The organism is Pantoea sp. X-Soil-OKNW-556 (genome assembly GCF_059730695.1).
On record NZ_AP035991.1, the window covers coordinates 357738 to 383124 of the forward strand.

The following is a 25387-nucleotide window of genomic DNA, read 5'->3' on the forward strand; positions in this document are numbered from 1 at the left end:
AACGAGTATGAGTATGGTTAACCTCTCCGGTACACGCATGATTCAGCATTCGCTACCCAAACGCCTGCTACATAACCATTCGGGCGTGGTCAGCATTGCGCTGTTTTTCGTTTTCTGCTGCGTGGTGTTTTCGCTGATCACCAGCAATTTTCTTACTACGCCTAACTGGCTCAACATCATTCGCCAGAGCGCGCCGTTACTGATTGTCGCCACCGCAATGACGCTGGTGATCACCACCGGCGGTATTGATCTCTCGGTCGGTTCGACGCTGGCGCTGGTGGGCGCGTTATCCGCCATTGCCCTCAACAGCTGGGGCTGGCCGTGGTATTGCGTGTTGATCGGCGGGCTGGCAATGGGCGCGCTGGTCGGGGCGATCAATGGATTCTTTATCGCGTATGAAGGGATCCCGGCATTTATCGTCACCCTCGCTACCCTGGCGGTGGTACGTGGTGTGGCGCTGTTGATCACGCAGGGTTATTCGATTCCGGTTCCTGGCGACAGCCCCTTCACCTTTATGGGGCGTGCGTGGGTGGTGGGTATTCCGATGCCAGCGCTGATTGGCATTGTGGTGCTGATTGTCGGTCATGTGGTGCTGAACCATATGCGTTTTGGCCGCTACGTCACCGCCATCGGCGCGAATGCGGAAGGGGCGCGTCGCAGCGGTATCAATACCAAAGCGGTGGTGATGCGGGTGTACATCATCAGCGGTATGGCCGCCGCGCTGGCCGGGATGATCATCACAGCCCGCCTCGGTAGCGGTTCCTCCAACCAGGGCGAAGGCTTTGAATTGCAGGTGATTGCGGCGGTGGTGCTGGGCAGCACTAGCCTGTTTGGCGGTTTTGGTACGGTGATCGGCACGCTGCTCGGTGCACTTTCCATCGCCATTATCCAGAACGGGTTGATCCTGTCGCATATCTCGCCGTTCTACACGCAAATCGCCACCGGCGCGATCATCCTGCTCGCCATCTGGATTAACACGCGCATTCTCAACCCTGCCCGCGCCACCGCCAAAGGATAGCTGATGAAAGGTTCGATTTTCCGTCATCCCGACCCCCTGCCGCTCGGCGTGCAAAGTGGTTACGTGATGACCGTCCTCGGCCCGTTGCCGTTGGATCAGATGGGCGTCACCTTGATGCATGAACATATTTTGCTCGATGCCTCGGGCAAGTGGGTACCGCCCTGCTGTTGCAGCGATCGCCATATCGCCGAGATGCCGGTTCGCATCGAAAATCTCGGTGATCTGTCACTGAATCCGCTAATGAGCCGAGATAACTGCCAGCTGTTTGACGTCGACGTGGCGATCGAGGAGCTGATGAAGTTCCGCGCGCTGGGCGGGGAAACCGTGGTCGACCCCACCAATATCGGCATTGGACGCGATCCCAAAGCCCTGCAACGCATCGCGCGTCTGACCGGCCTGAATATCGTGATGGGCACCGGGTTGTATCTGCAACCCTCGCACCCGGAGTGGGTGAAAACCACCAGCGTGGAACAACTCACCGAGAAACTGATTTATGACCTGGGTGGCCTGGCGGAGAAACCCGAAGTGCTGGCCGGGTTGATTGGCGAGATTGGCGTGTCCAGCCGCTTCACGGGAGACGAGGAGAAATCCCTGCGTGCTGCCGGGCGCGCCAGCGCGGCGACCGGCGTGCCCATTGAGGTGCATCTGCCCGGCTGGGAACGGTTGGGCCACAAGGTGCTGGACATACTGGAACAGGAAGGGGCCGATCTGCGGCATACCGTGTTGTGCCATATGAACCCCAGCCACGCCGATAAAACCTATCAGCGTGAGCTGGCGGATCGCGGTGCGTATCTCGAGTACGACATGATTGGCATGGGCTATTACTACGCCGATGAAGAGGCGCAATCGCCATCGGATGAAGAGAACGCCCTCGCCATCTGTGCCCTGATCGACGACGGTTACATCAATCAGATCCTGTTATCGCAGGATGTGTTCCTGAAAACCATGCTGACCCGTTACGGCGGGCACGGCTACGGTCATATCCTGAAAAACTTCGTACCGCGTTTGCGCCGTCATGGCGTCAGCGGCGAGCAGTTAGAAACGTTGATGATCGCCAACCCGCAGCGGGTATTTGGCGCGTAATGGAGAAAATCATGACGAAAAAGGTTTTGCTGGTAGGTGAATCCTGGACCAGCACCGCGACACATATCAAAGGCTTTGATCAGTTTGCTACCGCCACCTGGCACAACGGCGCGGTAGATTTTCTTGCCGCGTTAGCGGATAGCGCTTATCAGATCACCCATATGCCGGTACATGAAGCGCCGGAGCAGTTTCCGCTGACGCTGGAAGCTTTGCAGGCGTGGGATGTGATTATTCTGTCGGATATCGGGGCCAATACCCTGTTGCTGCATCCGGCCACCTGGCTGAAAAGCCAGCGCACCGCCAATCGCCTGACGCTGCTGCATGATTATGTCGCACAGGGCGGCGCACTGATGATGATTGGTGGTTATTACAGCTTCCAGGGCATTAACGGTGGCGCGCGTTATCGCAACACCGCGGTGGAGCAGACCTTGCCGGTACGTTGTCTCGCCTGGGATGACCGGGTGGAGCGACCGGAAGGTTGTTATCTGGAGCAGACCACCCCCCATGCGGTGCTGGAGAATCTGCCGGGCGATATGCCGTGGTTGCTGGGCTACAACGAAGTGGAGATGCAGCCGGAAGGTCAGTTGCTGGCGACGGTGGCGGGCACCGCCCATCCGCTGCTGGCGGTGCGTGAGTACCAACAGGGACGCACCCTGGTGTGGACCAGCGATATGTCGGCCCACTGGCTGCCACCAGAGTTTGCCCAATGGTCCGGTTTTCGTCAGTTGTGGATCAACTGTCTCGACTGGCTCACCGGGGCACATGCATGAGCGCAGTTGTCGCTTTAACCCAGCAATTGCTGGGTTTTAACACCATCAATCCACCGGGTGACGAGGCCGCCTGCATGGCCTGGCTGGCAGATTACCTCGAACAGGCAGGATTTACCGTGCAGCGCCACAGCTTCGGCGATCGGCGCGCCAATCTCATCGCCACCCTGCCCGGTGCAGCGGGTGGAGCGCCACTCGGTTTTACCGGCCATCTGGATACCGTCCCACTCGGTAACGCCGAATGGCAGTTCGATCCTTTTGGTACCGATGTGCGCGATGACCGCCTGTATGGTCGAGGCAGCAGCGATATGAAAGCGGCGATTGCCGCGTTTATCCTCGCCTGCGTCCGACATAAAGATGCCATCATGGCGGGCAGCGGCGTGGTGTTGTACCTCACCGGCGGCGAAGAAACCGGTTGTGACGGCGCTCGCGCCTTGATTGCCAGCCAAACGCTGCCCCAGCCGGGGGCGTTGATTGTCGGTGAACCGACCGCCAACTATCCGGTGATCGGGCATAAGGGTGCGTTGTGGCTACGTTGTGAAACGCGCGGCAAAACCGCTCATGGCGCGATGCCGCATCTTGGTATCAACGCCATCTACCTCGCAGCCGAGGCGCTGGGCAAGATTCAGCATTTCTCACCGGGTGCGCCACATCCGTTGATGAAGCAACCGACGCTCAACGTCGGCCGCATTCAGGGGGGATTAAATATCAACTCGGTACCGGACCGCACCGCCTTTGATGTGGATATCCGCACCGCGCCGAATCTGCAACATGCTGAGATCCGCCAGCGCCTGGCCACCACCCTGGGTGAAACGGTGTTTATCACCACCCTGGTGGATCTGCCTGCGGTGCTGAGTGCCGCACAGCAACGCTGGATACAGCAGATTTTCCAGTTATGTCAGCCGCTGCACGACGACCCCCTTACGCCACGCATTGTGCCTTACTTTACCGATGCCTCGCTGCTGCTGCCGGCACTCGGTTCACCGCCCTGCGTGATCCTGGGGCCGGGTGAACCGACCCTGGCGCATCAGACCGATGAATATTGCCTGCTGTCACGGCTGGCGGAAGCGGAGGCGTTATACGGGGAGATTATTGTGCAGTGGATGACGGACGGGGCGTGATAAATTACGCCGCTACGCAAACCGGTCCGTAGCGGCGCAGCGCGATTTATCGCGCTTCACGCTCCAGGCAGTTAGCCGCCTTGCCGGGCCTCCTGAACAAATAACTGGGGATATCCCCACCAATCAGCGCTTCGCCGTAACAAACAAAACCGTTGTTTTCATACAGCCGGTGAGCAGCAGTTTGTGTTTGCGAACTGTCGAGCAGGATATCCCGTTGGGGATGTTGTCTGGCCGCAAATGTCAGCAGCTCATCCAGTATTTGCTGCGCAATTCCCTGTCGACGGCAGTGACTCGCTACCCGCATTCTTTTGATCTCATAGTGGTCAGAAGAAAGGCTGACCAGCGCCCCCATGCCAACGATCGCCTCCAGCCGGGAAACAGCGACCACAAAGCGTGTATCAACGCGTTGATAGTGTTCGGCAAAATGATAAAGATCAGCATCTAAGGAGGTATCGGTAGAACAGGAGTTTGTCTCTTTTAAACCGGCAAAATGCAGTTCCAGTATCCGGGGAACATCCTGAATGGTGGCCTGCCGGATGAGATAGTTTTCAGACACGTTTTCGTTCAACGACATATCCTCTGAGTCCCTTTTTAAACGATGATGCCCCGTAGCGTGGTTAATGCGATGAAATAAATATCGCGTCCGGCTGTTCCGGCGGCACGGCAAAATGTTGCTGCATCCTGCGGCTCTCCTCGGCGGGCGGCAGGCCAAACAGGCGTTTAAATTCACGGTTAAACTGCGACGGGCTTTCATATCCCACGGCGAAACTGGCCGCTGCCGCGGTCAGCGTCTGGCGCACCATCAACATCCGCGCCTGATGCAGCCGCACTGACTTCACGTACTGCATGGGGGCAACGCCGGTTATCGCTTTAAAATGGCTGTGGAAAGTTGGCACACTCATCCCCGCGGCGGCGGCCAGTTGCGCCAGTTGCAGCGGCAGCGCATAGCAGGCGTGGATATGGCGCAACGCTTTACTGACTTTACCAAATTGCCCCTGCTGACTTAACGCAGCGCGCAATACGCTGCCCTGCGCGCCGGTCAATACGCGATAATACAACTCACGCATCAATGCTGGCCCGAGGATCACCGCATCACGCGGGTCATGCAGCGCCTGCAAAAAACGCAACACGGTGCTTTTCATTACGGCATCCATCGGGCTGGACATCATACTTTGCGGCGCAGGGATCGGCTGCGTACCGCCCTGCTGATCAAGTTGCAGCATCAGCTCCGCCGCCACCGCGAAATCCAGATGCAGGTAGATGGCGAGCAATGGCCGTTCGGCTGACGCCGTCGTTTCCATCACAAAAGGCACCGGTACGGATACCGCCAGGTATTGCTGCTCGTCATAAAGATAAACCTGATGGCCCAGATAACCGCGTTTGCTGCCCTGGCAAACAATCACGATGCCCGGATCGTACAGCACCGGCGTGCGCGCCAGCGGACGGTCAGAACGCAGGATACGTACCTGCTCCAGCGCGGTCAGGTTATAGCCTTCCTGCGGAGCCAGCGCCCGCAGTAACGTCACCATCTGCGCCTGGGTATTATCGCTCATAACCCACCCCTCATAAGATTAGGCAATAAAAACAGAAGATACGGCCTCAATACAAGTCATGGTTGAGAATATTATGCATTTTCACGTTTATAGGGAGCGAATCTTATGTCATCAACCAAAACCTTGTTTATCACCGGCGTCAGCAGCGGCTTTGGTCGTGCGCTGGCACAACAGGCATTGAGCCAGGGCCATCGGGTGATTGGCACCGTACGCAATCAGGAGGCAAAGCAGGCGTTTGAAGCGCTGAAACCTGGCTATGCCAGCGCCTGCCTGCTGGATGTGACCGATTTCTCCGCCATTGAAGATTGCATCAATGCCGTGGAGTCCCACCAGGGAGCGATTGATGTGCTGGTGAACAATGCCGGTTACGGCCATGAAGGGGTGATGGAGGAGTCCTCGCTGGAGGAGATGCGCCGTCAGTTTGACGTCAACGTGTTTGGTGCCGTGGCGGTGATCAAAGCGGTACTGCCGTATATGCGCCAGCGCCGTCGCGGCCACATTATCAACATCACATCGATGGGCGGATTTATCACCATGCCCGGCATTACGTATTATTGCGGCAGCAAATTTGCGCTGGAAGGCATTTCCGAAGCGCTGGGCAAAGAACTCCAGCCTTTTGGCATCTTCGTCACTGCCGTGGCACCCGGCTCATTCCGCACCGACTGGGCGGGACGTTCAATGGTACGTAGCGCGCGCAGCATCCCTGATTACGATACCTTGTTCGATCCTATCCGCCAGGCGCGCGTGGAGAAAAGCGGCAAACAATTGGGCGATCCGCAAAAAGCCGCACAGGCGATGCTGGCCATTATCGCCAGCGACAATCCGCCGTCGCATTTGTTACTGGGCAGTGATGCGCTGACGCTGGTGCGAAATAAGCTGGCAACGTTACATGAGGAGATGGATCGCTGGGAAGAATTAACCCGTTCCACCGATGGCGAATAATAAATTGTCAGGAAAGGTAAATTATTTAACCTGAATCTCACCCTGCGCCAGCACCCTATTTCTCTGCTAAATACTGGCGCAGTTTTCTAACAATTACCCGATGACATTCTCACACAATAAATAGGTTCTCTGGCTAGGGTTTCGAGAAAGAAAAATGCGGATCAATAACAAATTTTTTCGGTGCGCCAGAATCAAATTCACTGTAACCGCGCGGTGCATCTTCCAGAGAAATCACTTCAACACCCACTATTTTGGCAATCGGAATGCGATCCCACAGAATAGCTTGCATCAGTTGGCGATTATATTTCATCACCGGTGCCTGGCCGGTCTGGAAGGCGTGTGATTTCGCCCAGCCCAGTCCGAGACGAATGCTCAGGCTACCCATTTTGGCAGCCTGATCGACCGCACCCGGATCTTCGGTGACGTACAGACCGGGCACCCCGATTTTTCCTGCCACCCGTGTCACCTGCATCAGCGCGTTAAGCACCGTGGCCGGGGCTTCATGCTGCGCGCCTTCATGGCCGTGTCCACGCGCCTCAAAACCAACGGCATCGATGGCGCAATCCACTTCTGGCTCGCCGAGGATATCAGCAATCTGCTCATGCAACGGGGTATCTTTACTGAGATCAACCACTTCGAAACCCTGTTGTGCCGCATGTTTAATGCGCGCCTCATTCATATCACCGACAATCACCACCGCCGCCCCCAGCAGACGGGCTGACGCCGCAGCCGCCATCCCCACCGGACCGGCCCCGGCCACATAGACGGTGCTGCCGGGGCCGACACCAGCGGTGACTGCGCCATGAAAGCCGGTCGGCAGAATATCGGAAAGACAGGTTAAGTCTTTGATTTTCTCTAACGCCTGCTCACGATCCGGCAGCTTGAGTAAGTTGAAATCGGCATAAGGTACCAGCACATACTTCGCCTGGCCGCCGACCCAATCGCCCATATCCACGTAACCATACGCGCCCCCGGCCCGGGCCGGGTTGACCGTCAGGCAGACACCGGTATGTTGTTCTTTACAGGAACGGCAACGGCCACAGGCCACGTTGAACGGCACCGACACCACATCACCGAGAGCGAACCTTTCGACATCGCGCCCGAGTTCAATCACCTCGCCGGTGATTTCATGGCCGAGTACCAGGCCTTCCTGGGCGGTAGTTCGCCCACGCACCATATGTTGATCGGAACCGCAGATATTGGTGGATAACACTTTGAGGATCACCCCGTGTTCTATTTTCTTCCCTCGGGGATCGTGCATTTTTGGATAATCAATCGACTGGACTTCAACTTTACCTTTACCTATGTAGACCACTCCACGATTTTCAGACATGTGAGTACCTTTCAGATAGTTGGCTGGTTATTAAGTTTTGAATGTCGCAGTTGAGCATAGAGACATACTCTGCGCCCTTAAGCTTAATAACTCCCCCCGCTAACGAACGATATTTATCCTGTTATTATTTGTGATGTGTGCAAGGCGTCACAATTAAATTAATCATCATTCAACTTGTGGATAATTTCAGCGAGAAACTGATTAGGACCGAATTTAATTATACCGTCATTAATTATGCGTGATAAATCACGCCGCTACGGTACGTGCAAAATTGCGTAACGGCGCGTGATAAATCACGCCGCTACGGTTCGTGCAAAATTGCGTAACGGCGCGTGATAAATCACGCCGCTACGGTTCGTGCAAAATTGCGTAACGGCGCGTGATAAATCACGCCGCTACGGTTCGTGCAAAATTGCGTAACGGCGCGTGATAAATCACGCCGCTACGGTTCGTGCAAAATTGCGTAACGGCGCGTGATAAATCACGCCGCTACGGTGCGTGCAGAATTGCGCAACGGTACGTGCAGAATTCCGTAGCGGCGCGATTTATCGCGCAATACACCTAACGCAGTTTGCCGCACGCCGCCGTCAGTCGCTGGCAGGCGGTGGCCAGCAGCGCATCATCTACCGCATAAGCGATACGCAGATAACCCGGCGTACCAAATGCGGAACCGTGTAGCACCGCCACTTGCGCTTCTGCCAGCAACCAGGACGCCAGCGCCTTATCGTCAGCGATCCGCTCGCCGTCCGGCGTCTGTCGTCCGAGCAACCCCTGGCAATTGGCGAACACATAAAATGCGCCCTGCGGTGCGCTGGCGCTCAGGCCGTCAACTGCTGCCACCATCGCCAGTACCTGCTGGCGGCGCTGATCCAGCTTTTCCAGCCAGCCCACCAGAAAATCCGCCGGTTGATTGAGCGCGGCGACTGCGGCCGCCTGGGCGATGCTGCTGGGGTTGGAGGTGCTTTGCGATTGCAGCACCTGCATTGCCGCAATCAGCCAGCGTGGTCCTGCGGCGTAGCCCAGACGCCAGCCGGTCATGGCATGGCTTTTCGAAACCCCGTTCACCGTCAGCGTGCGATGCGCCAGTTGCGGAGCCACTTCCGCAAAGGTGGCAAATGGCGTCTGGTCATAACGCAGCGGTTCATAGATATCATCCGCCATAATCAACACCTGCGGATGATCGGACAGTACCGCCGCCAGCGCGCGCAGTTCCTGCGCGCTGTAAATCGCGCCGGTTGGATTGCCGGGTGAATTGAGGATCACCCAGCGCGTCTCTGCCGTCAGCGCCGCGGCAAGCGCGGCCGGTTGCAGTTTCCAGCCATGCTGTTCATCACAGGGCACTATCACCGGCTCACCTTCCGCCAGCGTCACCATATCGGGATAGGACACCCAATAAGGGGCCGGGATGATCACCTGCTGCCCGACATCCACCGTTGCCAGCAACGCATTGAAAATCAGCTGTTTGGCACCGCTCCCGGCAATGATTTCATCCGGAGCGAATTGCAGTTGATTGTCACGGGCAAACTTTCCGGCAATCGCTGCTTTTAATACCGCCGTACCCGCCACCGCGGTGTATTTGGTTTGCTGCTGGATAATCGCTTCAATCCCGGCATAACTGATGGCTGCTGGCGTGGCGAAATCCAGCTCACCTTCCCCTAAATTGATCACCGCTTTTCCTGCGACCTCCAGTTCACGCACCTGGTCAGAAATGGTGGCGGTGGGCGAAGGTCGTACCCGCTGCATACGCCGGGCCGTTTGACTGATATTCATAAATCCTCTTTTGTATCTGATGATTCAAATAATACAATTATTCACCCAACATCAGCAGGAAATTGCCGTGTCACTCATATTCATTCTTGATGATTCACCCTTACCAGCTCGTTACGGTGTCACCGCCAGCCACTGGGCTAACCAACACAGGCTGCCGTTATGGAGCCTGCGCCCTGACTTCTGCGGCGATGTGCCCGATAGCCATCAACATGTGGCGCGAACCGGTTACTGCGTTACCAGCGGCCTGTATCGCAGCGATACGCTGCGACAGGAAGTCAACGCAGTCAGCGCATTACCCACGGCTGACGCGGTGATCGTCGTACCCAACGCACGCAGCGATGAGATCGTCGATTTACCCGGTCAACGCCTGTTCAGCCACGATAGCGGTCAGACGCTGGTGCTGCGCGATGCCGCACAAACCCTGCTGACGCTGCACGCCGACCACTATGGTCGCTGGTCAGCCACGCCAACCGTGGAAACACCCCCAGAGCTGCGCATTGGTCTGATTGGCCGGGAAGCCGATCACCGCCAGGCTTATCCCGCCACGCTGGCGGCACTGGGCGATGCCGCAGCGGCGTTGCATCTGACACTCGACATCCGTTTTTTGCCGCCTGCCACCTTATCCGTTGACCTGCACGAACTGGAAGGCCTGCATGGCGTGCTGCTGCCGGGCGGTTCCTCGATGGCGGCGGTGCAGGGGCAAATCCGCGTGGCGCAAGCGACCCGAAGCCGCGCACTCCCCAGCCTCGGCCTGTGCCTGGGTATGCAGAGCATGAGCACTGCCGCAGTCCGCCAGCAGCCGGGTTATGCCGAAGCGATCCTCGCGGAAGTGGCACCCGATGCCGCCTTGCATAGCTTTGTGGCCTTTGCCGATCACCGTCATCGTTGCGGCGTGATGCCGTTTGCTGACGGGGAGATGCACTACAACCACCGTTATCGCTTCAATCCGGCGCTGTTGCCGCAGTTGAAGGCCAGCGGCGTGCAGGTTAACGCCCACACCGACGATATCGTTGAGGCGATTACCCTGCCCGATCATCCATTCTGGCAAGGTGTGCAGGGGCATCCTGAACTGGCGTCACGCCCGGATGCCCCACACCCGCTGATTACCGCGTTCCTGCGGGCGGCACTCAGTCAGCGAGGCTGACGCCGGTACGCGCATCGCTTGCCAGCTTACGCATCACGCTGGCAAGTTGCGCCTGCGCATCGGCAGAGATCGGCAGCAGCGGCGCACGGACGCGACCACCGTTAAAGCCCCGCAGCGCCATCGCTGCCTTGACCAGTTGCGGCTGACCGTGCTGACGCGCCAGCGCGCGGTAGTCGTACCACAGCTGATGAAGATCGCGCGCCGTCGCCGCATCGCCTTTTTCCACGGCACGGAAGGTGGCTAACACCAGCTCCGGCAGCGCGCCGCTGTTGGTGGTGCTGATGCCATCAAAACCGGCCATCATCGGGCCTAAGAACGCCAGATCCGAAGCACAGAACAGGCGCAGGCGACCGCGCAGACGGTTAGCGATCTGGTCAATGGCTGTCGGGTTGAGATCGCCCTGCTTGATCCCCACCACACCGGCCACATCAGCCAGTTGCTCCAGCAAGGCTGGCGACAGCGTGATGCCAATACCCGGCGCGTTGTACACCAGGATGCCGGTTTTGGATAACGGGGCCATCTCTTTGAAATAAGCCAGAATTTGCGCATCGGTGATTTCACTGACGTAAGGTGCGGTGACCATCGGCAAGCCACCGAGGTCACCCGCCAGAGTCGTCAGCTCACGCGCATCGCGCGGATCGGAACTGGCGCTGCACAGCATCACCGGGATGCGGTCCTGTACGCAGTCCATCACCTGATGGAACAGTTCACGACGTTCCGCCAGCGACATCACCGGGAATTCACCGTAGGTTCCACCAATCAGAATGCCGTCATAACCCAGACCAATGACGCGCTCAATGTTTTCGTGCAGCGCAGCGAAGTCGATCGCGCCTGTGGCATCAAACGGCGTGACGGTGATGTTGAAAATGCCACGCAGGCGTTCACGGCATTCGTTAATGTCTTTCATGAGAATTCCTTACAACAAAGTTAATGGACGAGCGAGACTGCCAAGCTGGCGATAACCGGTTTCCGTCACCACCACGGTTTCACTGACGCCAACGGTGAATTCACCGTAAATTCGCAGCGCAGGCGGGATATGGAAGGTCATACCGGGTTGCAATTCGGTGGTGACACCGCTGTACAGACTAAGGATGCCGCCTTCGCCCCAGTCAGGTGCAAACGAGACACCGATGGAGTAGCCGGTACGTTTTTTGAAGTTGTCGGTAAAGCCTGCGCGATCAATCACTTTCTGGCAGGCCAGATGCGGCTCAGCGCAGGTGGCTCCCGGACGGATGGCATCCAGCGCGGCCTGTAAAGCCTCCTGACACACCTTTTCCATCTCGATGGCAATCGCCGGTGGGCGGCCAATCCACGCCGAACGCATCAGCGCGGCGTGGTAACGATCGTGCGCAGCGGCCATTTCGAGGAACACCGGTTCGTTATCCTGCAACACGCGACGACGCCAGGTGCCGTGCGGCACACCACTGCGCGGACCGCTGGACACCAGCGGCTCCATGCCGACATATTCAGAACCGGCGGCGATCGCCGCCCCCATCATCGCTGACACCAGCGCGTTCTCGTCGCTGCCGCTCCGGATCGCCGCCATGCCAGCACGCATCCCGGCATCAACGTAGCGGGCGGCAGTGGCAATTTTTTCCACTTCAGCGGCGGATTTCACTGCGCGCAGCGGTTCTATCACCCCGGCGGTGTCGGCGATGGTGCCAAGTTTGCTTTGCAGCAGTTCATACACGGCGATTGGCAGGAACCAGCCGCGTTTATCCAGCCCGATACGTTTCTTCAACCAGCCTTTTTGTTGCAACATGCCGACGAGGAAATCCACCGGGTTATCACCGTCCTGATAAATAGCGGCGTCAGAAATAAAGGTGTTGGCGATAAAGTTGAAGTATTCCAGTTGGCGAATGACAAACACCGGTTCCCCTTCGACCGGTAGCAGCAGCGCCTGGAAGGTGTAATAACCGGGAGTCTGCTGACCGGTGAGCCAGAAAATGTTTTCCGGCCCGGTGACGATCATCACATCAACACCGGCGGCGTTAAGACGCTCGCGGGTGCGCTGGATACGCAGCGCGTACTCATCCGCGCTGAACGCAGATTCACTGCCCTGAACCACATTATTAAGCTGTTGCATCACTAAACTCCTGGAGGAAAGTGGCGCGAGCGGCAGCAAACTGCACGCCCAGGCCGGGAGAATCATTTACGGCAACCAAGCCGCAGGTATAGGAAAGACCGCTGACTGGATCGTCAATCAGACCATCCGCGCCGTAGAGTTCGGCAAACGCCGGTTGCAGCACGCGGCACAGCTGCAATGCCGCCGCCGTGGCAGCGTGGCCTTCATTCATCTGGCCGATCATGAAGGGAATATCCGCATCTTGCAGACGGCGTGCTGCCGCCAGCGTCGGGGCTAATCCACCTAACTTCACCAGCTTGAGATGGCCCCACAGCGCGCCTTTTGCCGCGATCAGCCGATCAATCGCCGCTGCGCTGTTGAGGCTTTCATCCAGCATGATCGGGATGCCGTACTGCGCCAGCTCAGCCAGATGACGGTCGTCACCCGGGGCCAGCGGTTGCTCGATATAGCTCAGCCCCAGGGTTTGCAACTGCGGCAACGCGTGATGCGCATCGGCCAGCGACCATTGGCCGTTGACGTCAATCGCCAGTGAGATGCGATTGCCAAAGGTGTGACGCAGCGCCTGTAAACGCGCCAGATCGGTGGCGAAATCCGCCACGCCGGTGCGCAGCTTGAGCTGGGTAAAACCGCGAGCGACATAGTCCTGCGCCTGCGTCAGCATCTGCGCTTCGCTGCCCCAGAACAGCGTCTGGTTGGTGGCGAAACGCGGCATCGTCGCCGGTGCGCCCAGCCAGGCTGCCAGGCTGACACCCTGCTCACGCGCCAGCAGATCGTGCAGCGCCATATCCAGCAACATGCGCGACGGTGCCAGTAACGGGCTGTCAGCCGCATGTACGGCCGCCAGCAGGGTGCGGGCATCGGCGCGCCAGTCCCACTGCGTCAGCATCGACAGCAAATTGTCTAACACCTGTTGTTCGCTGTAGCCGTGCAGATAGGCGATATTGAGCCGCACCTCGCCCACCCCTGTTGTGACGTTGTCACTCAGTTGCAACCACAAGGTATCAAGCGCATGTACCGCGCCAGACGCGGCGGTATGCAACGTCACCCCGGCGTAATGCAGGTCGCCGCGCCACAGTTGCGCCTTCACGCGGTGACCTCCACAGGCAGCAGCGCCAGCGCGATATCCAGGTAGATGCTGGCTGCGGCGATAAACTCTTCCACCGGGACAAATTCATCTGGCTTATGCGCCACCGCCAGCGCACCGGGACCAATCACCACACCTTTCGCACCGAGGGTGCGGAAATGCACCAGATCGCAGCCGCCCTGAAAACCAAACGGGCCGGGCTCCGGCTGACCGTGGCGACGGCAGGCCGCCAGGCTGTGCTGCACAATGGCTTCGCTGCTGTCGGTTTCGGTGGCAGCGCCGGTGGTGGGCTGCCAGGCGATGATTTCCGCCTCAACGCCGGATTGCGCGTGGGCATGATCCAACAGTTGTTGCAACTCAGCTTTGACCACCACCTCGTCTTCCCCCGGCACCATGCGGCGATCCAGCAGCAGTTCACAGCTGTCCGGCACCACATTATCGGCATGGCCGCCGTGTACACGGGTCACCGTCAGGCTGGCATTCCCGACCAGCGCATGGCAGCGGCAACGCACCTGCTGATGATGGGCTTCTTCGATTAACCCCAGCAGCTTCGCCGATTGGTAAATGGCGTTGATACCCAGCTCCGGCGTCCCGGAATGCGCCGTCACCCCTTTGACCCGCACGCGCGGACGCAGGCTGCCTTTATGCGCCGAGAACGTCGCGTTGGAGGTCGGCTCGCCAATCACCGCAAAGTCGATGGCAGGCGGTTGGTCGCGCACATAAAATTTCGCCCCTTCGCTAGCCACCTCTTCGTCGGCGGTGAACACCCCCATCAGGGTGCCGGACCAGCTATGGCGGTTGGCAGCCAACATGCGCAGTGCCTCAACCATCGCCACCAGCGGACCTTTGGCGTCGCAGGCACCGCGACCGTATAAACGCCCGTCGCGTTCGGTCAGGGTGAAGGGATCGCTCGACCAGCCACTGCCTGCGGGCACGGTGTCGAGATGGGTATTGAAGGCGAAGCAGGGACCGTCGCCGTTTTTCAGCAACGCGATGACGTTGGTACGTCCCGGGGCGTATTCACTGAAGGAGAGATCAAAACCCGCCTCACGTAACCAGCCGGCGACGCATTCTGCCGCCTCGCGTTCATGGCCCGGCGGGTTTTCGGTATTGATGGCGACCAGTGCGGCAAGATCCCGCTTCATGCGCACACTGTCTGCCTGGTAACGACTCATAGGTACTCCGCTATTAATGTAAGATCTGGTCGAGGAAACGTTTGGCGCGTTCGCTGACCTGGCCGGTAAAGAAGTCCTGGGCGCTGGCGCGTTCGAGAATTTCGCCCTCTTCCATAAACAGAATTTGATTGGCGGCACGGCGGGCAAACCCCATCTCATGGGTGACCACCATGCTGGTCATGCCTTCGGCGCTGAGTTCCGCCATCACATCCAGCACTTCACGGATCATCTCCGGATCGAGTGCCGAGGTAGGTTCGTCGTACAACATCAGTTCCGGTTTCATCGCCAGCGCACGGGCGATCGCCACGCGCTGCTGCTGACCGCCGGACAACTCATCCGGGAAGTGGTCAGCACGTTCGTTGATGCGCACTTTCGCCAGCAACGCTTCCGCCTGCTTACGTGCCTCGATACGGTTAACGCCCAGCACCGTCATCGGTGCCAGCATGATGTTTTCCGCCGCCGTGAGATGGGAAAACAACTCGTAATTCTGGAACACCATGCCAATGCGCTGCCGAAGCTGATGCGGCGGCACCTCTCCCCGGCTGATGTTCTGACGGGCAAAGAACACGTCACCGCTATCCGCAGGCGACAGCAAATTGACACAGCGCAGCAGCGTAGATTTGCCGGAGCCAGAGGGGCCGATCAGCACCACGGTTTCGCCACGATTGACGCTAAGCGAACAATTTTTCAGTACGGTCTGACGGCCAAAGGTTTTGTCGATGCCGATCATCTCCAGCAACGGTTTGCGTTCATGGTTCATGACACCTCCCGGGCGGGTTTAGGCAGTTTCAGGTCGTGGGATTGCGCTTTCTGGCTTTTACGACGGCGCTGTTTCGGATCGAGCGTGCGTTCCAGCCATGACTGGAAAATCATGAACAGCGTGGTGAGCAGCAGATAGTAGATACCGGCGGCGCACAGCGCTTCGAAGTAACGGAAGCTGGCGCTGGCGGTCTGGTTCGCCACCAGCAGCAGCTCCTGTACCGCAATCACGGACACCAGCGCGCTCGATTTGAGCATGCTGATCATCTGATTCCCCATCGGCGGCAGCACAATGCGCGCCGCCTGTGGCAACACGATCTTGCGCATGATCTGCGCGTTGGTCATCCCCAGCGCCATGCCTGCGGTACGTTGCCCGCTTTTCACCGCCTGTAAGCCGGAGCGCAGGATTTCCGCCATATACGCGCCCTCGTTGAGCGAGAGCGCCAGCACTGCACAGGTAAACGCGGAGAAGCGTAAGCCGAAGCCTGGCAGCACGTTGTAGACAAAGATGATCTGGAACAGCACTGGCGTGCCACGAAACAGCCACAGGTAGAAAAACGCCAGACCCTTTCCGGCGCGGAAAGGCGCTTCCTGTAGCAGGGCCAGTACCAGACCCAGCACCACGCCACACAACAGTGAGCAGAGGGTGATTAACAGTGTCATCCAGGCGCCCTTAAGAAATTCAGGGGAAAGGAAGTACTGCCACATTAAATCAATCGACATAGCTATCTCCGGTTAACGGCTTGAAACGCATCAGAAAATGGCAACGGAATCCGGGAAGTTCCATTTCTCAATCAGTTGCTTGTAGGTGCCATCTTTCACCAGGCTTTGCAGGCCCTTCTCCAGTTGCGCTTTGGTTTCGGCATCGCCTTTACGTACCGCAAACGCGATATGGGTGTCGGCCTCGAACTCCGGGCCAACCGCTTCGAACACATCGGGTTTCTCGCTGAACAGCGCCAGAGTCCCCGGCGTGGAGAGGAATTCGGCATCGGCGCGGCCCTGTGCCACCGCCACGGCGGAGTCTGTCGCGGCCGGGAAAGTCAGCACATTGATGGCAGCTTTGTTGGCCGCGACGCAGTTTTTGTTATCCACACGCGCCTGGCTCTCTTCGATACCGCCGAGGGTGACGGCGATGTTTTTACCGCACAGCGACATATCACGACCGGTGATCCCGGCGGGATTGCCTTTACGTACCACCACGCGACTGCCGATTTTGAGATAAGGCACAAAATCGACCTGCGCGGCACGGGTCGGGTTGACGTACATCGCCGAGTTAATGATGTCGAGGCGTTTACCCTGTAACGCCGGGATCAGGCCTTTGAACTCCATCGCCATCGGCGCGGGCGTCAGATCAAGGTGTTTGCTCAGCGCGGTGATTAAATCGATATCAAAGCCGGTGAGCTTGCCGTCTTTGACGAACTCGAACGGCATAAAGGTGGCTGCCGTGCCATAGGTCAGTTTGCCGGGGCTGACGCTTTCCACCGCGGCATGGCTGACCACTGGCAGCAACGCCAGGCTGAACATCATTCCGCGCAGGCGGTTTAAGGTGAAATAAGAGCTGGGCATCGTCGTCTCCTGGTTAATATATTGGATTTTGTGAATCAACAAATACAATCATGATGACAAGAACACGTCCCTTCCTGGTGCACTTGCACGCTTATCGTGCAGTTCCTGCTTTATTTCGCTGCAAAACTTTTCCCGTGTTATTGTATATTCAGATCACAACAATACACTTAAGGTACAAGCTCTCCATGCAGCCTGACTCAACTGCGAGCAGTCGCCGGATCGCCCGGCAAATCCTTGACCTGATATATGAAGCAAGATTCGATCCAGGTCATCATTTACGTGAGCAACATCTTGCCGATGCGCTGGGGGTGTCGCGCACGCCAATTCGCGCCGGATTGAAAGAACTGACGCGGCTGGGGGCGGTTGAAGCCCGGCCAAATCAGGGATTCTTCCTGCTAAAAAGTGCCGATGCGTTGCAACAACTCAACATCGAACAAACCAAAAGTAATGATCAAACCCTGTATGAATTGCTGGTGCGGGATCGCATTGCCGGTACTCTGCCGGAATCCTTTACCCAGACCGAAATTACCCAGCGCTATGACGTTGATCGTGGCGTATTGACGCGCACGCTGGTGAAGCTGTCAGAGGATGGCCTGATTGCACGCAACGCCGGGCACGGCTGGCGTTTCCTGCAAACGCTCAACTCCGAGGTGGCGTTGCGCAACAGTTACGGCTTCCGTCTGATGATTGAACCCGCGGCCCTGTTGACGCCCCAGCTACGGGTTGATCGCCAGCTGTTGAAACGCCTGCGCGCCCAGCATCTGTGGCTGATTACCCACCCGGATATCACCCAGGTTCCGGCGAAAGATATCTTCGAAACCGATGCCTCGTTCCACGAGTTGCTGGCGGAGGCCAGCGGTAATTTGTTTGTATTGCAGGCGATTCAGCAGCAGAACCGCCTACGCCGCCTGATGGAGTTCGGCAGCTACCACAACAAACGCCGCGTGAAAGAGTGGTGCGAAGAACATGTCGCCATCATTGATGCATTGCGGGAAAACAAGCAGGAACTGGCCGCCAGCCTGATGCAGCAACATCTGCAATTTGCCTATGACCAGGTGAATATTAAGCGGCCACGTAAATAACCGGCATCATTTTTGCACATCACGATCCTGAAAATACAATCAGGAGTGGTTTTATGGATTTGCAAATACAACATCGGGTCGCGCTGGTTTGTGGTGCGGGCAGCGGTTTAGGCCGGGCGATGGCGCTGTCACTGGCGCAGGAAGGGGTCAAGGTTGCAGTGACCGGACGCAATCTGGAAAAGCTGGCGGAAACCGTCAGTCAGATCCAGCAACAGGGTGGCACTGCACACGCCTGGCAACTGGATTTGGCGGCACCCGACAGCTTTGATGCGGTGCTGAATGCGATTCGTCAGCACTGGGGCGATGTCGATATTCTGGTGAACAACTCCGGCGGCCCACCACCCGCCAGCGCCCAGGGCACTGCCGCCGCCGTCTGGCAGCAGCAGTTTGCCCTGATGGTGTCCTCACTGATTGCGCTAACGGACAAAGTGCTGCCCGCCATGCGTGAGCAGGGTTGGGGCCGCATTATCACCTCAACCTCCTCCGGGGTGATTGCCCCCATCCCGAATCTGGCGCTGTCCAATGCGCTGCGTATGAGTTTGCTCGGCTGGTCAAAAACGCTGGCAACCGAAGTGGCGGCGGATGGGGTGACGGTGAATGTGATGGTGCCGGGACGTATCGCCACCGATCGCGTCAGCCAGCTGGACGCCATCAAAGCGAAGCGCGAAAACAGCACGCCAGATGCGGTAGCGGAAAAAAGTCGCCAGGGGATCCCGGCAGGTCGTTACGGTACGCCGGAAGAGTACGGCGCGACGGCGGCGTTTCTTGCCAGCCAGGCAGCCAGTTATATCACCGGCACGGTGTTACGGGTGGATGGCGGGATGATTGACGCGATTTAATCGTCATGGTCTGTAGCGGCGTGATTTATCACGCAATTCCAATCGCGCCGCGACGGAACCTGCGGCGCGGTTTTGCCGATTAATGGCGGCTGGCACAACCGCATTGTGACATTTCGCCATGAACGTGTTTGCCGTGATGCGAATGGCGCACCTGCAATTCGCCCTGTTGCCATGCCCCGCTGTTGTCGACACGTTTGTCCAGCAGGCGATTTAACGCCTCCGCCACCAGCAAATCGCGACGCTGCGCCCAACTGGTGAGATGCCAGCCTGAGGAACGCGCCTCGTCAACATCATCAAAACCGACCACGCCGATATGCACGCCCTGACCGAAGTCCCGCACCGCCTGCATGGCACCGAAAGCCAGCACATCATTCTCGCAAAACAACGCATTGATACGTTCTGATGCACGCGCTTTTTTCAGGTAGGCCATCATCGCCTGGTACGCCAACTCACGGTCGTCGTTACCCGCCACTAATTGTTGATCCAGCGTTTTATCTGCGGCCTCGAGACTGGCGGCAAAGCCCTGCATCTGACGCGGTTGCGTGTGGGTTTCACGTCCATGCATAAAACCAAAGCGCTGATGCCCCTGAGCCAATAACAGGCGACCTATTTCTTCCCCCGCCGCGTAGCCATCCACGCGCAGCGCCCGCTCGCCACTTAGCCAGATAGCCGGGATCGACGTCGTCTCTTCGCCATACAGGGCGGTGAGGAAAATCAATCCCGTGATCCCCAACTCGCCAGCCTGATTGAGTAACGTCAGGTAATGCTCGCGTGAATCGACGTTGAGCAGCAGGCTCAGACAACCCCGCGCGTTCAATTGCCGTGTCACTTCATTCAGCATCTTTACGCTGTTGGGATTGGTGAACTCGTCACTGACGATGCCAATAACCGCTGTTGCCATGAATTGCCTCTCCAGAAAAAAGGTTAGCCGCGACGGGTCAACGCCAGACGAATCCCCAGACCAATAAAGGTGATGCCCACCACCCGATCCAGCAGGCGCTGCATCGCAGCATTTTTCGCGACCGCGCTGGCAGCCCCACCGGCTAACAGCGCAAAACAGGTATCGGTGGCGAAACCAATCAACGCATAGGTCAGGCCCAGAATCAGGAAAGATTGCGCATGATGCGCGCCGTCAATCACCACAAATTGTGGGAAGAAGGCGATAAAAAACAGTAAAACCTTGGGATTGGTAATGGAGGTGATCAGGCCACGCGACAGCAGGCTGCGGGTGCTGGCGGTGGATTTAGCGACCGGTTCGTCAGCGCCGGAAGCGGCCTGTCGCCGCATCAGCGTGCTCCACACCATTTTGCTGCCGAGAAAAATCAGATACGCGGCACCGATATATTTGATCACCGTAAACAGCAGCGGCGAGGCGGCAATCAGCGCGGTCAATCCGATGGCGCTGGCAATCGCATGGGTACAGCTACCCAGCGCCACGCCTGCCGCCGAGATCACCCCGGAACGTCGTCCATTCGCCACGCTTTGCCCCACCACATACGCCAGGTCAGGGCCGGGCGTAATACAAAGTAAAAACACCGAGGCGAGAAAAAGGGGGAAATGCATGATGTCCAGCATGGAGCGCTCCTGTAATAAAACCAACGACCGATTTTAACCAAATCATAACAGGAATCGTCCCTGTGGGGATGGGGAAAGTGTGGATGATAAATATTATCAATTACACTAATGCTAGCGCGTTTTTATTTTTTATTAAGGTTCGATTAATCTTCACCTGAAAGAATTCATGCCAATATTCCCCGCTCTGATAAAGGTTTATGGTATGAAAATCAATCTCTGGCGCAGTCTGCCCCATGAAGATGCCCCTTTCTTTAGAATATTACATATAATTGTGGCCGCCCTGATTCTGGCACAAATTATTAATTCCAATTTCACCGAGCGAGAAGCAATAGACGGCCACTCGCTGGAAACGGTTATCACCTGGTTGCATATTGTTTCTGGTCTGGGATTGATTGTGCTGGGCGCGGTCATGCTGGCGTGGATGTTTTCCCAACGCGGATTTAGCTGGTACTTTGCCTGGTTAAGGGCCGACTTTCGCGCTATCCGTCAGGATTTACTGACGTTAGCAAAAGGGCGACTCCCGGAGGCGCAGTCAGGTGGAATTGCCGCTACCATTCAGGGACTGGGTGTTGTTTCATTGTTGGCGGTAGCCATTATCGGCGGATTATGGTTTGCCGTTTATAATAGCCAGGGCGCATCTTCCACGCTGGCGCATTCCCTGCTCCACTGGCATAAATTTCTCACTACCTTTATTGAAATCTATTTTTATGCACATGGCGCAATGGGCATTTTACATATTTTTCTCGAGGGTTATCATCGCTATTCAGCAGGAAAATAATAGCGCCATTGCCGTATCGGCAGGAAAGGATAAACACCACGACTGGACACACAAAAACCCTTCGTTTCTGTGTGTCTGGATAATTAAACCTGAATAGTGGGGATAGAATCGATATGGGTAAAGATAGTCAAGCCCGCCTCCCGCCCAATCCGCACATCATTATCCGCTCCCGCCGATGCACCAGGCAGACGCAGAATCGCCTCGCAGCAATGAATTAAGCGATGGGCGACCGGATAAAGAAATTGTTGGCTGATTTCATCACCGATCGATTCCGACCCTGCCATTTGCGCCAGCGGCAATGCCAGCCACTCGCCGATCACCGGTGTATGTCCCTTGTGATACACCGCCAGTGCAACCTGTTCCATTTTGCGCAGGTTAGCGTGAATCAGTGCCTGATCGCCATTTGTGCCACTGCGCACCGGTCCCGCCAGTAAAATCAGCATGACGTTTTCTCCGCTTGCAGGCGCAACGCCAGATGTTGCAACAGCATGATGGTTTTGGCATCCATCATTTCACCCGTTTCAATCGCCTTAAGTGCGAGAGTAAGCGGCCATTCCAGAACTTCTATATCCTCGCCTTCTTCGGCTAGTCCGCCTCCCTGGCCGTTACGGTCCTGTTCCTGATATTCCGCGAGAAAGAAATAGAGTTTTTCCGTTACCGAACCCGGACTCATAAAGGCTTCGAACACTTTTTCGATACGTTGAATGCGAAAGCCGGTTTCTTCCTGGGCTTCAGCAATGATACGTTCTTCGGGTGACGCATCGTCCAACAGGCCTGCGGCCGCCTCAATCAGAAAACCGTCGTGACCGTTGAGATAAATCGGTAAACGGAACTGACGGGTCAGCACGACACTGTTTTTTTCACGGTTGAATAACAACACCACCGCCCCGTTACCGCGATCGTAGGCTTCCCGGCTTTGTTCCTGCCAACAGCCATCGGCGCGTAAAAACTCGAAAGTGTATTTTTTCAACGTATACCAATTATCCGAGAGCAGTTGTTCTCTGATATGCCTGACACGCGATGATGTTTCTTTCATGATGTATTCCTGTTGAAGATGACATTTTTTACGCTAGCATGCATAATCGTGCACATACAAGCACAATCAGGAAAAAAGGCGCATGTTATCCAGTCAGCGTAAACAGCAAATTCTTGACATTCTGAGTCAGGAAAAACAGGTGCAATCCAGTGAACTGAGCCAACGCTTTGCCGTATCGGAAGACTCTATCCGTCGTGATCTCAGAGAGCTGGCAGCAGAAGGTTTGTTGCAGCGGGTACATGGCGGAGCCTTGCCCGTCTCAGCGGCGATTGCGCCGTTCGAAACACGCAAAAACGTGCAGATAAGTTCAAAGCAACAGATTGCACGGAAAGCGGTGCAGCTAATTCAGCCGGGCCAGGTGGTGATTATTGATGGCGGCACCACAACGGCAGAGATGATCAAACTGCTGCCAGCGGATCTTGCCTTTACCGCAGTTACACACAGCCCAAGTATTGCGATGGGGTTGCTGAATTACCCACGGGTGGAAGTCATCATTATTGGCGGTCGCCTGTTTCGGCACTCCATTGTTACCGTCGGTGCAGCGATGCTGGAGTCAATTGCCCGCATTAACGCAGACCTGTTTTTTATGGGCGTCACAGGCGTACATAAAACTGCCGGTCTGACAACTGGCGATTATGAAGAGGCTGGAGTGAAACGTGCACTGGCCGCCAGGGCTGCTGATACTGTCGTGATGGTTTCGCAAGAAAAGATGAATTCGGCTTCGGCCTTCGCGATTGGCGATCTCTCCCTCGCCAGTACGCTGATCGTGGACCAACCGCTGGAGGCTGACATGGCACAGCTGTTGGCAAAAAAGCACGTTACCGTGCTTTAGCCAGACGCGTAAACTGCTGTTCCTGCAAGCTTTGCCCCCACTGGTCGCCCTGCCATTCGTTTGTCAGGGTGAAACCAAAGGATTCATACAGCCGACGGGCGGCATCCAGGCCACGGAAGGTCCAGAGTTGAACCGCAGCAAACGCCTGCTCATCACAAAATATCATGGCAGCATTGAGCAACTGACGCCCCACTCCCGCGCCACGGCAGCCATCGTCGAGGATAAACCAGCGCAAATGCGCCTCGTTGTTACCTAAATCTTCACCATCTATCGCCACTGAACCGACAATACGGCCCTGCTGACTGGCGACCCAGATTTGATTACGCGGTGAGGTCAGGCGACCGGTAAACTCAGCCAGACCACTGGCGACTTTGCCCTCAAAAAAATGACCAAACCCGTGTTGCCGCGCGTAGTAGCTGCCGTGCATTTCTGCGATCCGGCCAATCAAGCCAGGCTGATAACCGGTGGTAATGACGATCTCCGGCGTGGTGGGTAGATGATCGCGGCGCGCCTGTAATGCCTGCGCGTACGCGGATAGCCCCTGGGCGACCGCCTGCTGCTGCTCCCGATTTAATTGCACCAACGCCTGTTCCACCTGCGCGCTGGCGTAAACATTGATTCTGGCGACACTGGCCTTGCCCTGTTCAGTCAACACCAGTTGCTTCACCCTGGCGTCCTGATCAGAAGGCAACTCGGCCAGCTCACCGGCGTTGATCAATTTCCCCAACATCCGACTGACCGTGGATTTCTCCAGACCAAGGATGTGTACCAGCTGGGCGGCCGTGATTGCATGGTGGTTGGCGACTTCGAGCAAGGTATGCACCGCCGAAGCGGAATAGTTGGTCGCCGCCAGTGTGGTTTGCATAAAGCCCAGTTCGCGCACCATCAGGCGTGATGCGGCACGAATGGTCTGAATAAGGGTGGTCTCTGTCATGTTAATCAACGTCGGTTAAATAAGGTTGTATGATACAACCATTATACGGACCGCGTTGTCAAGTTGTCTTTAGCCAGTTGAAAAGGATAGATTTGTGGTCAGACACCCCACGACTTAAGGATAAACAGATGGTTTTTACGCAAATTATTGCTCGACTCCCGGCTGAAAACTGCGCGGCGGGCCTGACCACCGCCTCTCTGGGCGCACCGGACGCTGAACTCACCCGCCGTCAGTTCTGGGATTATCTCAACGCCATGTTAACGCTCAGATTGAAGGTGACGCTGTTACCCGCCGAAGCGGATTTTCCCGATGCACATTTTGTTGAAGATACCGCCGTGGTGATCCCGGAACTGGCGGTGATCACCCATCCTGGTGCCGCCGCCCGCGCGGGTGAAGTCGAGTCGATGAAAGCGGTGCTGAAGGATTTTCGCCCACTGAAGATGATGAGTGACAAAGGCACGCTGGAAGGTGGCGACGTCATGCTGATCGATAAGGCGTTTTATATCGGGCTGACCACACGGACCAATGAGACCGGGATCCGCGAATTTGCCAGTCTGGTGGAACCTTATGGTTACAGTGTCACTTCTGTTGAGGTGGATGAGGGATTGCATCTGAAGTCAGCGATAAACTATGTCGGAAAAAACACGCTGATTTCCACAGAAAAATTTGCGCGCCTGCCGCAATTTGCGCAATACAATCATCTGGTTATTCCCGACGACGAAATGTACGCCGGAAATACCCTGCTGATCAATGATACGCTGATTACCCCAACCGGTTACCCGGCAACGCTGGCGCAGTTGCGTACCCTAAATATGCCCATCATCGCGCTGGATACCAGTGAAATTCGCAAGATGGATGGCGGATTGACCTGCCTGTCGCTGCGTTTTTAAACCCGCGCGATACATCGCGC

At 56.9% G+C, this 25387-nt stretch carries 27 protein-coding genes; 11 read left to right on the forward strand and 16 right to left on the reverse strand.

Annotated features, from left to right (window positions below):
- Positions 1 to 7 precede the first annotated feature (7 nt).
- From AC6I8T_RS22315 to AC6I8T_RS22330, 4 genes are read left to right on the forward strand one after another with little or no spacing between them, the layout of a single operon-like run.
- Positions 8 to 1018 (forward strand): ABC transporter permease, encoded by a 1011-nt coding sequence (locus tag AC6I8T_RS22315; RefSeq protein WP_208725639.1) that lies wholly within the window; start codon positions 8 to 10, stop codon positions 1016 to 1018.
- A 3-nt stretch (positions 1019 to 1021) separates the two neighbouring features.
- Positions 1022 to 2101 (forward strand): phosphotriesterase family protein, encoded by a 1080-nt coding sequence (locus AC6I8T_RS22320; RefSeq protein ID WP_497834421.1) that lies wholly within the window; start codon positions 1022 to 1024, stop codon positions 2099 to 2101.
- 11 nt (positions 2102 to 2112) lie between these two features.
- Entirely contained in the window at positions 2113 to 2871 is a 759-nt protein-coding gene (locus AC6I8T_RS22325; RefSeq protein WP_208725641.1) for a glutamine amidotransferase, read from the forward strand.
- On the forward strand, positions 2868 to 3989 hold the full coding sequence (locus AC6I8T_RS22330) for a M20 family metallopeptidase (protein WP_497834422.1): 1122 nt from the start codon (positions 2868 to 2870) through the stop codon (positions 3987 to 3989). Before AC6I8T_RS22325 ends, AC6I8T_RS22330 begins: the two co-directional genes overlap by 4 nt.
- Before the next feature lie 46 nt (positions 3990 to 4035).
- Here AC6I8T_RS22330 and AC6I8T_RS22335 read toward each other — a convergent pair whose 3' ends face one another.
- Both AC6I8T_RS22335 and AC6I8T_RS22340 read right to left on the reverse strand, forming a co-directional pair.
- Complete coding sequence (locus AC6I8T_RS22335) at positions 4036 to 4563, reverse strand: GNAT family N-acetyltransferase (protein ID WP_497834423.1); 528 nt, start codon at positions 4561 to 4563, stop codon at positions 4036 to 4038.
- Positions 4564 to 4606: 43 nt separating this feature from the next.
- Positions 4607 to 5542: an AraC family transcriptional regulator gene (locus AC6I8T_RS22340; protein WP_208725644.1), complete on the reverse strand. Its 936-nt coding sequence runs from the start codon at positions 5540 to 5542 to the stop codon at positions 4607 to 4609.
- 105 nt (positions 5543 to 5647) lie between these two features.
- Between AC6I8T_RS22340 and AC6I8T_RS22345 the strand changes: the two genes are divergently transcribed.
- Complete coding sequence (locus tag AC6I8T_RS22345) at positions 5648 to 6484, forward strand: oxidoreductase (RefSeq protein ID WP_208725645.1); 837 nt, start codon at positions 5648 to 5650, stop codon at positions 6482 to 6484.
- Between the two features lie 133 nt (positions 6485 to 6617).
- Here the strand turns inward: AC6I8T_RS22345 and fdhA are convergent, their stop codons facing one another.
- Positions 6618 to 7817, reverse strand: coding sequence for a formaldehyde dehydrogenase, glutathione-independent (fdhA, locus tag AC6I8T_RS22350; RefSeq protein WP_208725646.1), 1200 nt, complete (start codon positions 7815 to 7817; stop codon positions 6618 to 6620).
- A gap of 561 nt (positions 7818 to 8378) precedes the next feature.
- Entirely contained in the window at positions 8379 to 9587 is a 1209-nt protein-coding gene (locus tag AC6I8T_RS22355) for a pyridoxal phosphate-dependent aminotransferase (protein WP_208725647.1), read from the reverse strand.
- A gap of 67 nt (positions 9588 to 9654) precedes the next feature.
- On the opposite strand from AC6I8T_RS22355, the gene AC6I8T_RS22360 reads away from it, so the two are divergent.
- Positions 9655 to 10731, forward strand: a complete 1077-nt coding sequence (locus tag AC6I8T_RS22360) for a glutamine amidotransferase-related protein (protein WP_208725648.1) — start codon at positions 9655 to 9657, stop codon at positions 10729 to 10731.
- Here AC6I8T_RS22360 and AC6I8T_RS22365 read toward each other — a convergent pair.
- From AC6I8T_RS22365 to AC6I8T_RS22395, 7 genes are read right to left on the reverse strand one after another with little or no spacing between them, the layout of a single operon-like run.
- On the reverse strand, positions 10715 to 11638 hold the full coding sequence (locus tag AC6I8T_RS22365) for a dihydrodipicolinate synthase family protein (protein ID WP_208725649.1): 924 nt from the start codon (positions 11636 to 11638) through the stop codon (positions 10715 to 10717). The genes AC6I8T_RS22360 and AC6I8T_RS22365 overlap by 17 nt on opposite strands.
- 9 nt (positions 11639 to 11647) lie before the next feature.
- Positions 11648 to 12817: a M24 family metallopeptidase gene (locus AC6I8T_RS22370; protein WP_208725650.1), complete on the reverse strand. Its 1170-nt coding sequence runs from the start codon at positions 12815 to 12817 to the stop codon at positions 11648 to 11650.
- Positions 12804 to 13904, reverse strand: a complete 1101-nt coding sequence (locus AC6I8T_RS22375; RefSeq protein ID WP_208725651.1) for a mandelate racemase/muconate lactonizing enzyme family protein — start codon at positions 13902 to 13904, stop codon at positions 12804 to 12806. The genes AC6I8T_RS22370 and AC6I8T_RS22375 overlap by 14 nt, the downstream gene beginning before the upstream one ends.
- Positions 13901 to 15076: a M20 family metallopeptidase gene (locus tag AC6I8T_RS22380; protein WP_208725652.1), complete on the reverse strand. Its 1176-nt coding sequence runs from the start codon at positions 15074 to 15076 to the stop codon at positions 13901 to 13903. Before AC6I8T_RS22380 ends, AC6I8T_RS22375 begins: the two co-directional genes overlap by 4 nt.
- A 13-nt stretch (positions 15077 to 15089) precedes the next feature.
- Positions 15090 to 15836 carry an amino acid ABC transporter ATP-binding protein gene (locus AC6I8T_RS22385; protein ID WP_302474916.1) on the reverse strand — a complete coding sequence of 249 codons (747 nt, stop codon included), beginning with the start codon at positions 15834 to 15836 and terminating at the stop codon, positions 15090 to 15092.
- Positions 15833 to 16558, reverse strand: a complete 726-nt coding sequence (locus AC6I8T_RS22390) for an amino acid ABC transporter permease (protein WP_208725653.1) — start codon at positions 16556 to 16558, stop codon at positions 15833 to 15835. The genes AC6I8T_RS22385 and AC6I8T_RS22390 overlap by 4 nt, the downstream gene beginning before the upstream one ends.
- Positions 16559 to 16588: 30 nt before the next feature.
- Complete coding sequence (locus AC6I8T_RS22395; protein ID WP_208725654.1) at positions 16589 to 17401, reverse strand: ABC transporter substrate-binding protein; 813 nt, start codon at positions 17399 to 17401, stop codon at positions 16589 to 16591.
- 185 nt (positions 17402 to 17586) lie between these two features.
- On the opposite strand from AC6I8T_RS22395, the gene AC6I8T_RS22400 reads away from it, so the two are divergent.
- Both AC6I8T_RS22400 and AC6I8T_RS22405 read left to right on the forward strand, forming a co-directional pair.
- Positions 17587 to 18483: a GntR family transcriptional regulator gene (locus AC6I8T_RS22400; protein ID WP_497834424.1), complete on the forward strand. Its 897-nt coding sequence runs from the start codon at positions 17587 to 17589 to the stop codon at positions 18481 to 18483.
- Between the two features lie 53 nt (positions 18484 to 18536).
- Entirely contained in the window at positions 18537 to 19322 is a 786-nt protein-coding gene (locus AC6I8T_RS22405) for an SDR family oxidoreductase (RefSeq protein WP_497834425.1), read from the forward strand.
- A 79-nt stretch (positions 19323 to 19401) separates the two neighbouring features.
- Here AC6I8T_RS22405 and AC6I8T_RS22410 read toward each other — a convergent pair whose 3' ends face one another.
- Positions 19402 to 20223, reverse strand: coding sequence for a substrate-binding domain-containing protein (locus tag AC6I8T_RS22410; RefSeq protein WP_497834426.1), 822 nt, complete (start codon positions 20221 to 20223; stop codon positions 19402 to 19404).
- Positions 20224 to 20246: 23 nt separating this feature from the next.
- Positions 20247 to 20897: a LysE family translocator gene (locus AC6I8T_RS22415; protein WP_208725658.1), complete on the reverse strand. Its 651-nt coding sequence runs from the start codon at positions 20895 to 20897 to the stop codon at positions 20247 to 20249.
- 202 nt (positions 20898 to 21099) lie between these two features.
- On the opposite strand from AC6I8T_RS22415, the gene AC6I8T_RS22420 reads away from it, so the two are divergent.
- A complete protein-coding gene (locus AC6I8T_RS22420; RefSeq protein ID WP_208725659.1) occupies positions 21100 to 21675 on the forward strand; it encodes a cytochrome b/b6 domain-containing protein in 576 nt (191 codons plus the stop codon).
- Positions 21676 to 21758: 83 nt separating this feature from the next.
- Here the strand turns inward: AC6I8T_RS22420 and AC6I8T_RS22425 are convergent, their stop codons facing one another.
- Both AC6I8T_RS22425 and AC6I8T_RS22430 read right to left on the reverse strand, forming a co-directional pair.
- Positions 21759 to 22118, reverse strand: a complete 360-nt coding sequence (locus AC6I8T_RS22425; RefSeq protein ID WP_497834427.1) for an NUDIX hydrolase — start codon at positions 22116 to 22118, stop codon at positions 21759 to 21761.
- Complete coding sequence (locus tag AC6I8T_RS22430; protein WP_208725661.1) at positions 22112 to 22711, reverse strand: NUDIX domain-containing protein; 600 nt, start codon at positions 22709 to 22711, stop codon at positions 22112 to 22114. Before AC6I8T_RS22430 ends, AC6I8T_RS22425 begins: the two co-directional genes overlap by 7 nt.
- Positions 22712 to 22793: 82 nt before the next feature.
- Here AC6I8T_RS22430 and AC6I8T_RS22435 point away from each other — a divergent pair, with 82 nt between their 5' ends.
- A complete protein-coding gene (locus tag AC6I8T_RS22435; RefSeq protein ID WP_497830757.1) occupies positions 22794 to 23543 on the forward strand; it encodes a DeoR/GlpR family DNA-binding transcription regulator in 750 nt (249 codons plus the stop codon).
- Here the strand turns inward: AC6I8T_RS22435 and AC6I8T_RS22440 are convergent.
- Entirely contained in the window at positions 23530 to 24477 is a 948-nt protein-coding gene (locus tag AC6I8T_RS22440; protein ID WP_497834428.1) for a bifunctional helix-turn-helix transcriptional regulator/GNAT family N-acetyltransferase, read from the reverse strand. The two genes, AC6I8T_RS22435 and AC6I8T_RS22440, sit on opposite strands and share 14 nt — an antisense overlap.
- Positions 24478 to 24605: 128 nt before the next feature.
- Here AC6I8T_RS22440 and AC6I8T_RS22445 point away from each other — a divergent pair, with 128 nt between their 5' ends.
- Positions 24606 to 25367 (forward strand): dimethylarginine dimethylaminohydrolase family protein, encoded by a 762-nt coding sequence (locus AC6I8T_RS22445; RefSeq protein ID WP_497834429.1) that lies wholly within the window; start codon positions 24606 to 24608, stop codon positions 25365 to 25367.
- The last annotated feature ends 20 nt before the right edge of the window (positions 25368 to 25387 follow it).

Excerpts from the sequence above, each read along its gene's own strand:
- AC6I8T_RS22345 (WP_208725645.1), top strand. The coding sequence starts at position 5,648 with ATGTCATCAACCAAAACCTTGTTTATCACCGGCGTCAGCAGCGGCTTT.
- AC6I8T_RS22395 (WP_208725654.1), bottom strand. The coding sequence starts at position 17,401 with ATGCCCAGCTCTTATTTCACCTTAAACCGCCTGCGCGGAATGATGTTC.
- AC6I8T_RS22335 (WP_497834423.1), bottom strand. The coding sequence starts at position 4,563 with ATGTCGTTGAACGAAAACGTGTCTGAAAACTATCTCATCCGGCAGGCC.
- AC6I8T_RS22380 (WP_208725652.1), bottom strand. The coding sequence starts at position 15,076 with ATGAGTCGTTACCAGGCAGACAGTGTGCGCATGAAGCGGGATCTTGCC.
- AC6I8T_RS22365 (WP_208725649.1), bottom strand. The coding sequence starts at position 11,638 with ATGAAAGACATTAACGAATGCCGTGAACGCCTGCGTGGCATTTTCAAC.
- AC6I8T_RS22340 (WP_208725644.1), bottom strand. The coding sequence starts at position 5,542 with ATGAGCGATAATACCCAGGCGCAGATGGTGACGTTACTGCGGGCGCTG.
- AC6I8T_RS22385 (WP_302474916.1), bottom strand. The coding sequence starts at position 15,836 with ATGAACCATGAACGCAAACCGTTGCTGGAGATGATCGGCATCGACAAA.
- AC6I8T_RS22445 (WP_497834429.1), top strand. The coding sequence starts at position 24,606 with ATGGTTTTTACGCAAATTATTGCTCGACTCCCGGCTGAAAACTGCGCG.
- AC6I8T_RS22315 (WP_208725639.1), top strand. The coding sequence starts at position 8 with ATGAGTATGGTTAACCTCTCCGGTACACGCATGATTCAGCATTCGCTA.
- AC6I8T_RS22420 (WP_208725659.1), top strand. The coding sequence starts at position 21,100 with ATGAAAATCAATCTCTGGCGCAGTCTGCCCCATGAAGATGCCCCTTTC.
- AC6I8T_RS22425 (WP_497834427.1), bottom strand. The coding sequence starts at position 22,118 with ATGCTGATTTTACTGGCGGGACCGGTGCGCAGTGGCACAAATGGCGAT.
- AC6I8T_RS22320 (WP_497834421.1), top strand. The coding sequence starts at position 1,022 with ATGAAAGGTTCGATTTTCCGTCATCCCGACCCCCTGCCGCTCGGCGTG.
- AC6I8T_RS22330 (WP_497834422.1), top strand. The coding sequence starts at position 2,868 with ATGAGCGCAGTTGTCGCTTTAACCCAGCAATTGCTGGGTTTTAACACC.
- fdhA (WP_208725646.1), bottom strand. The coding sequence starts at position 7,817 with ATGTCTGAAAATCGTGGAGTGGTCTACATAGGTAAAGGTAAAGTTGAA.
- AC6I8T_RS22405 (WP_497834425.1), top strand. The coding sequence starts at position 18,537 with ATGGATTTGCAAATACAACATCGGGTCGCGCTGGTTTGTGGTGCGGGC.
- AC6I8T_RS22325 (WP_208725641.1), top strand. The coding sequence starts at position 2,113 with ATGACGAAAAAGGTTTTGCTGGTAGGTGAATCCTGGACCAGCACCGCG.
- AC6I8T_RS22370 (WP_208725650.1), bottom strand. The coding sequence starts at position 12,817 with ATGCAACAGCTTAATAATGTGGTTCAGGGCAGTGAATCTGCGTTCAGC.
- AC6I8T_RS22390 (WP_208725653.1), bottom strand. The coding sequence starts at position 16,558 with ATGTCGATTGATTTAATGTGGCAGTACTTCCTTTCCCCTGAATTTCTT.
- AC6I8T_RS22355 (WP_208725647.1), bottom strand. The coding sequence starts at position 9,587 with ATGAATATCAGTCAAACGGCCCGGCGTATGCAGCGGGTACGACCTTCG.
- AC6I8T_RS22410 (WP_497834426.1), bottom strand. The coding sequence starts at position 20,223 with ATGGCAACAGCGGTTATTGGCATCGTCAGTGACGAGTTCACCAATCCC.
- AC6I8T_RS22400 (WP_497834424.1), top strand. The coding sequence starts at position 17,587 with ATGCAGCCTGACTCAACTGCGAGCAGTCGCCGGATCGCCCGGCAAATC.
- AC6I8T_RS22435 (WP_497830757.1), top strand. The coding sequence starts at position 22,794 with ATGTTATCCAGTCAGCGTAAACAGCAAATTCTTGACATTCTGAGTCAG.
- AC6I8T_RS22430 (WP_208725661.1), bottom strand. The coding sequence starts at position 22,711 with ATGAAAGAAACATCATCGCGTGTCAGGCATATCAGAGAACAACTGCTC.
- AC6I8T_RS22415 (WP_208725658.1), bottom strand. The coding sequence starts at position 20,897 with ATGCTGGACATCATGCATTTCCCCCTTTTTCTCGCCTCGGTGTTTTTA.
- AC6I8T_RS22440 (WP_497834428.1), bottom strand. The coding sequence starts at position 24,477 with ATGACAGAGACCACCCTTATTCAGACCATTCGTGCCGCATCACGCCTG.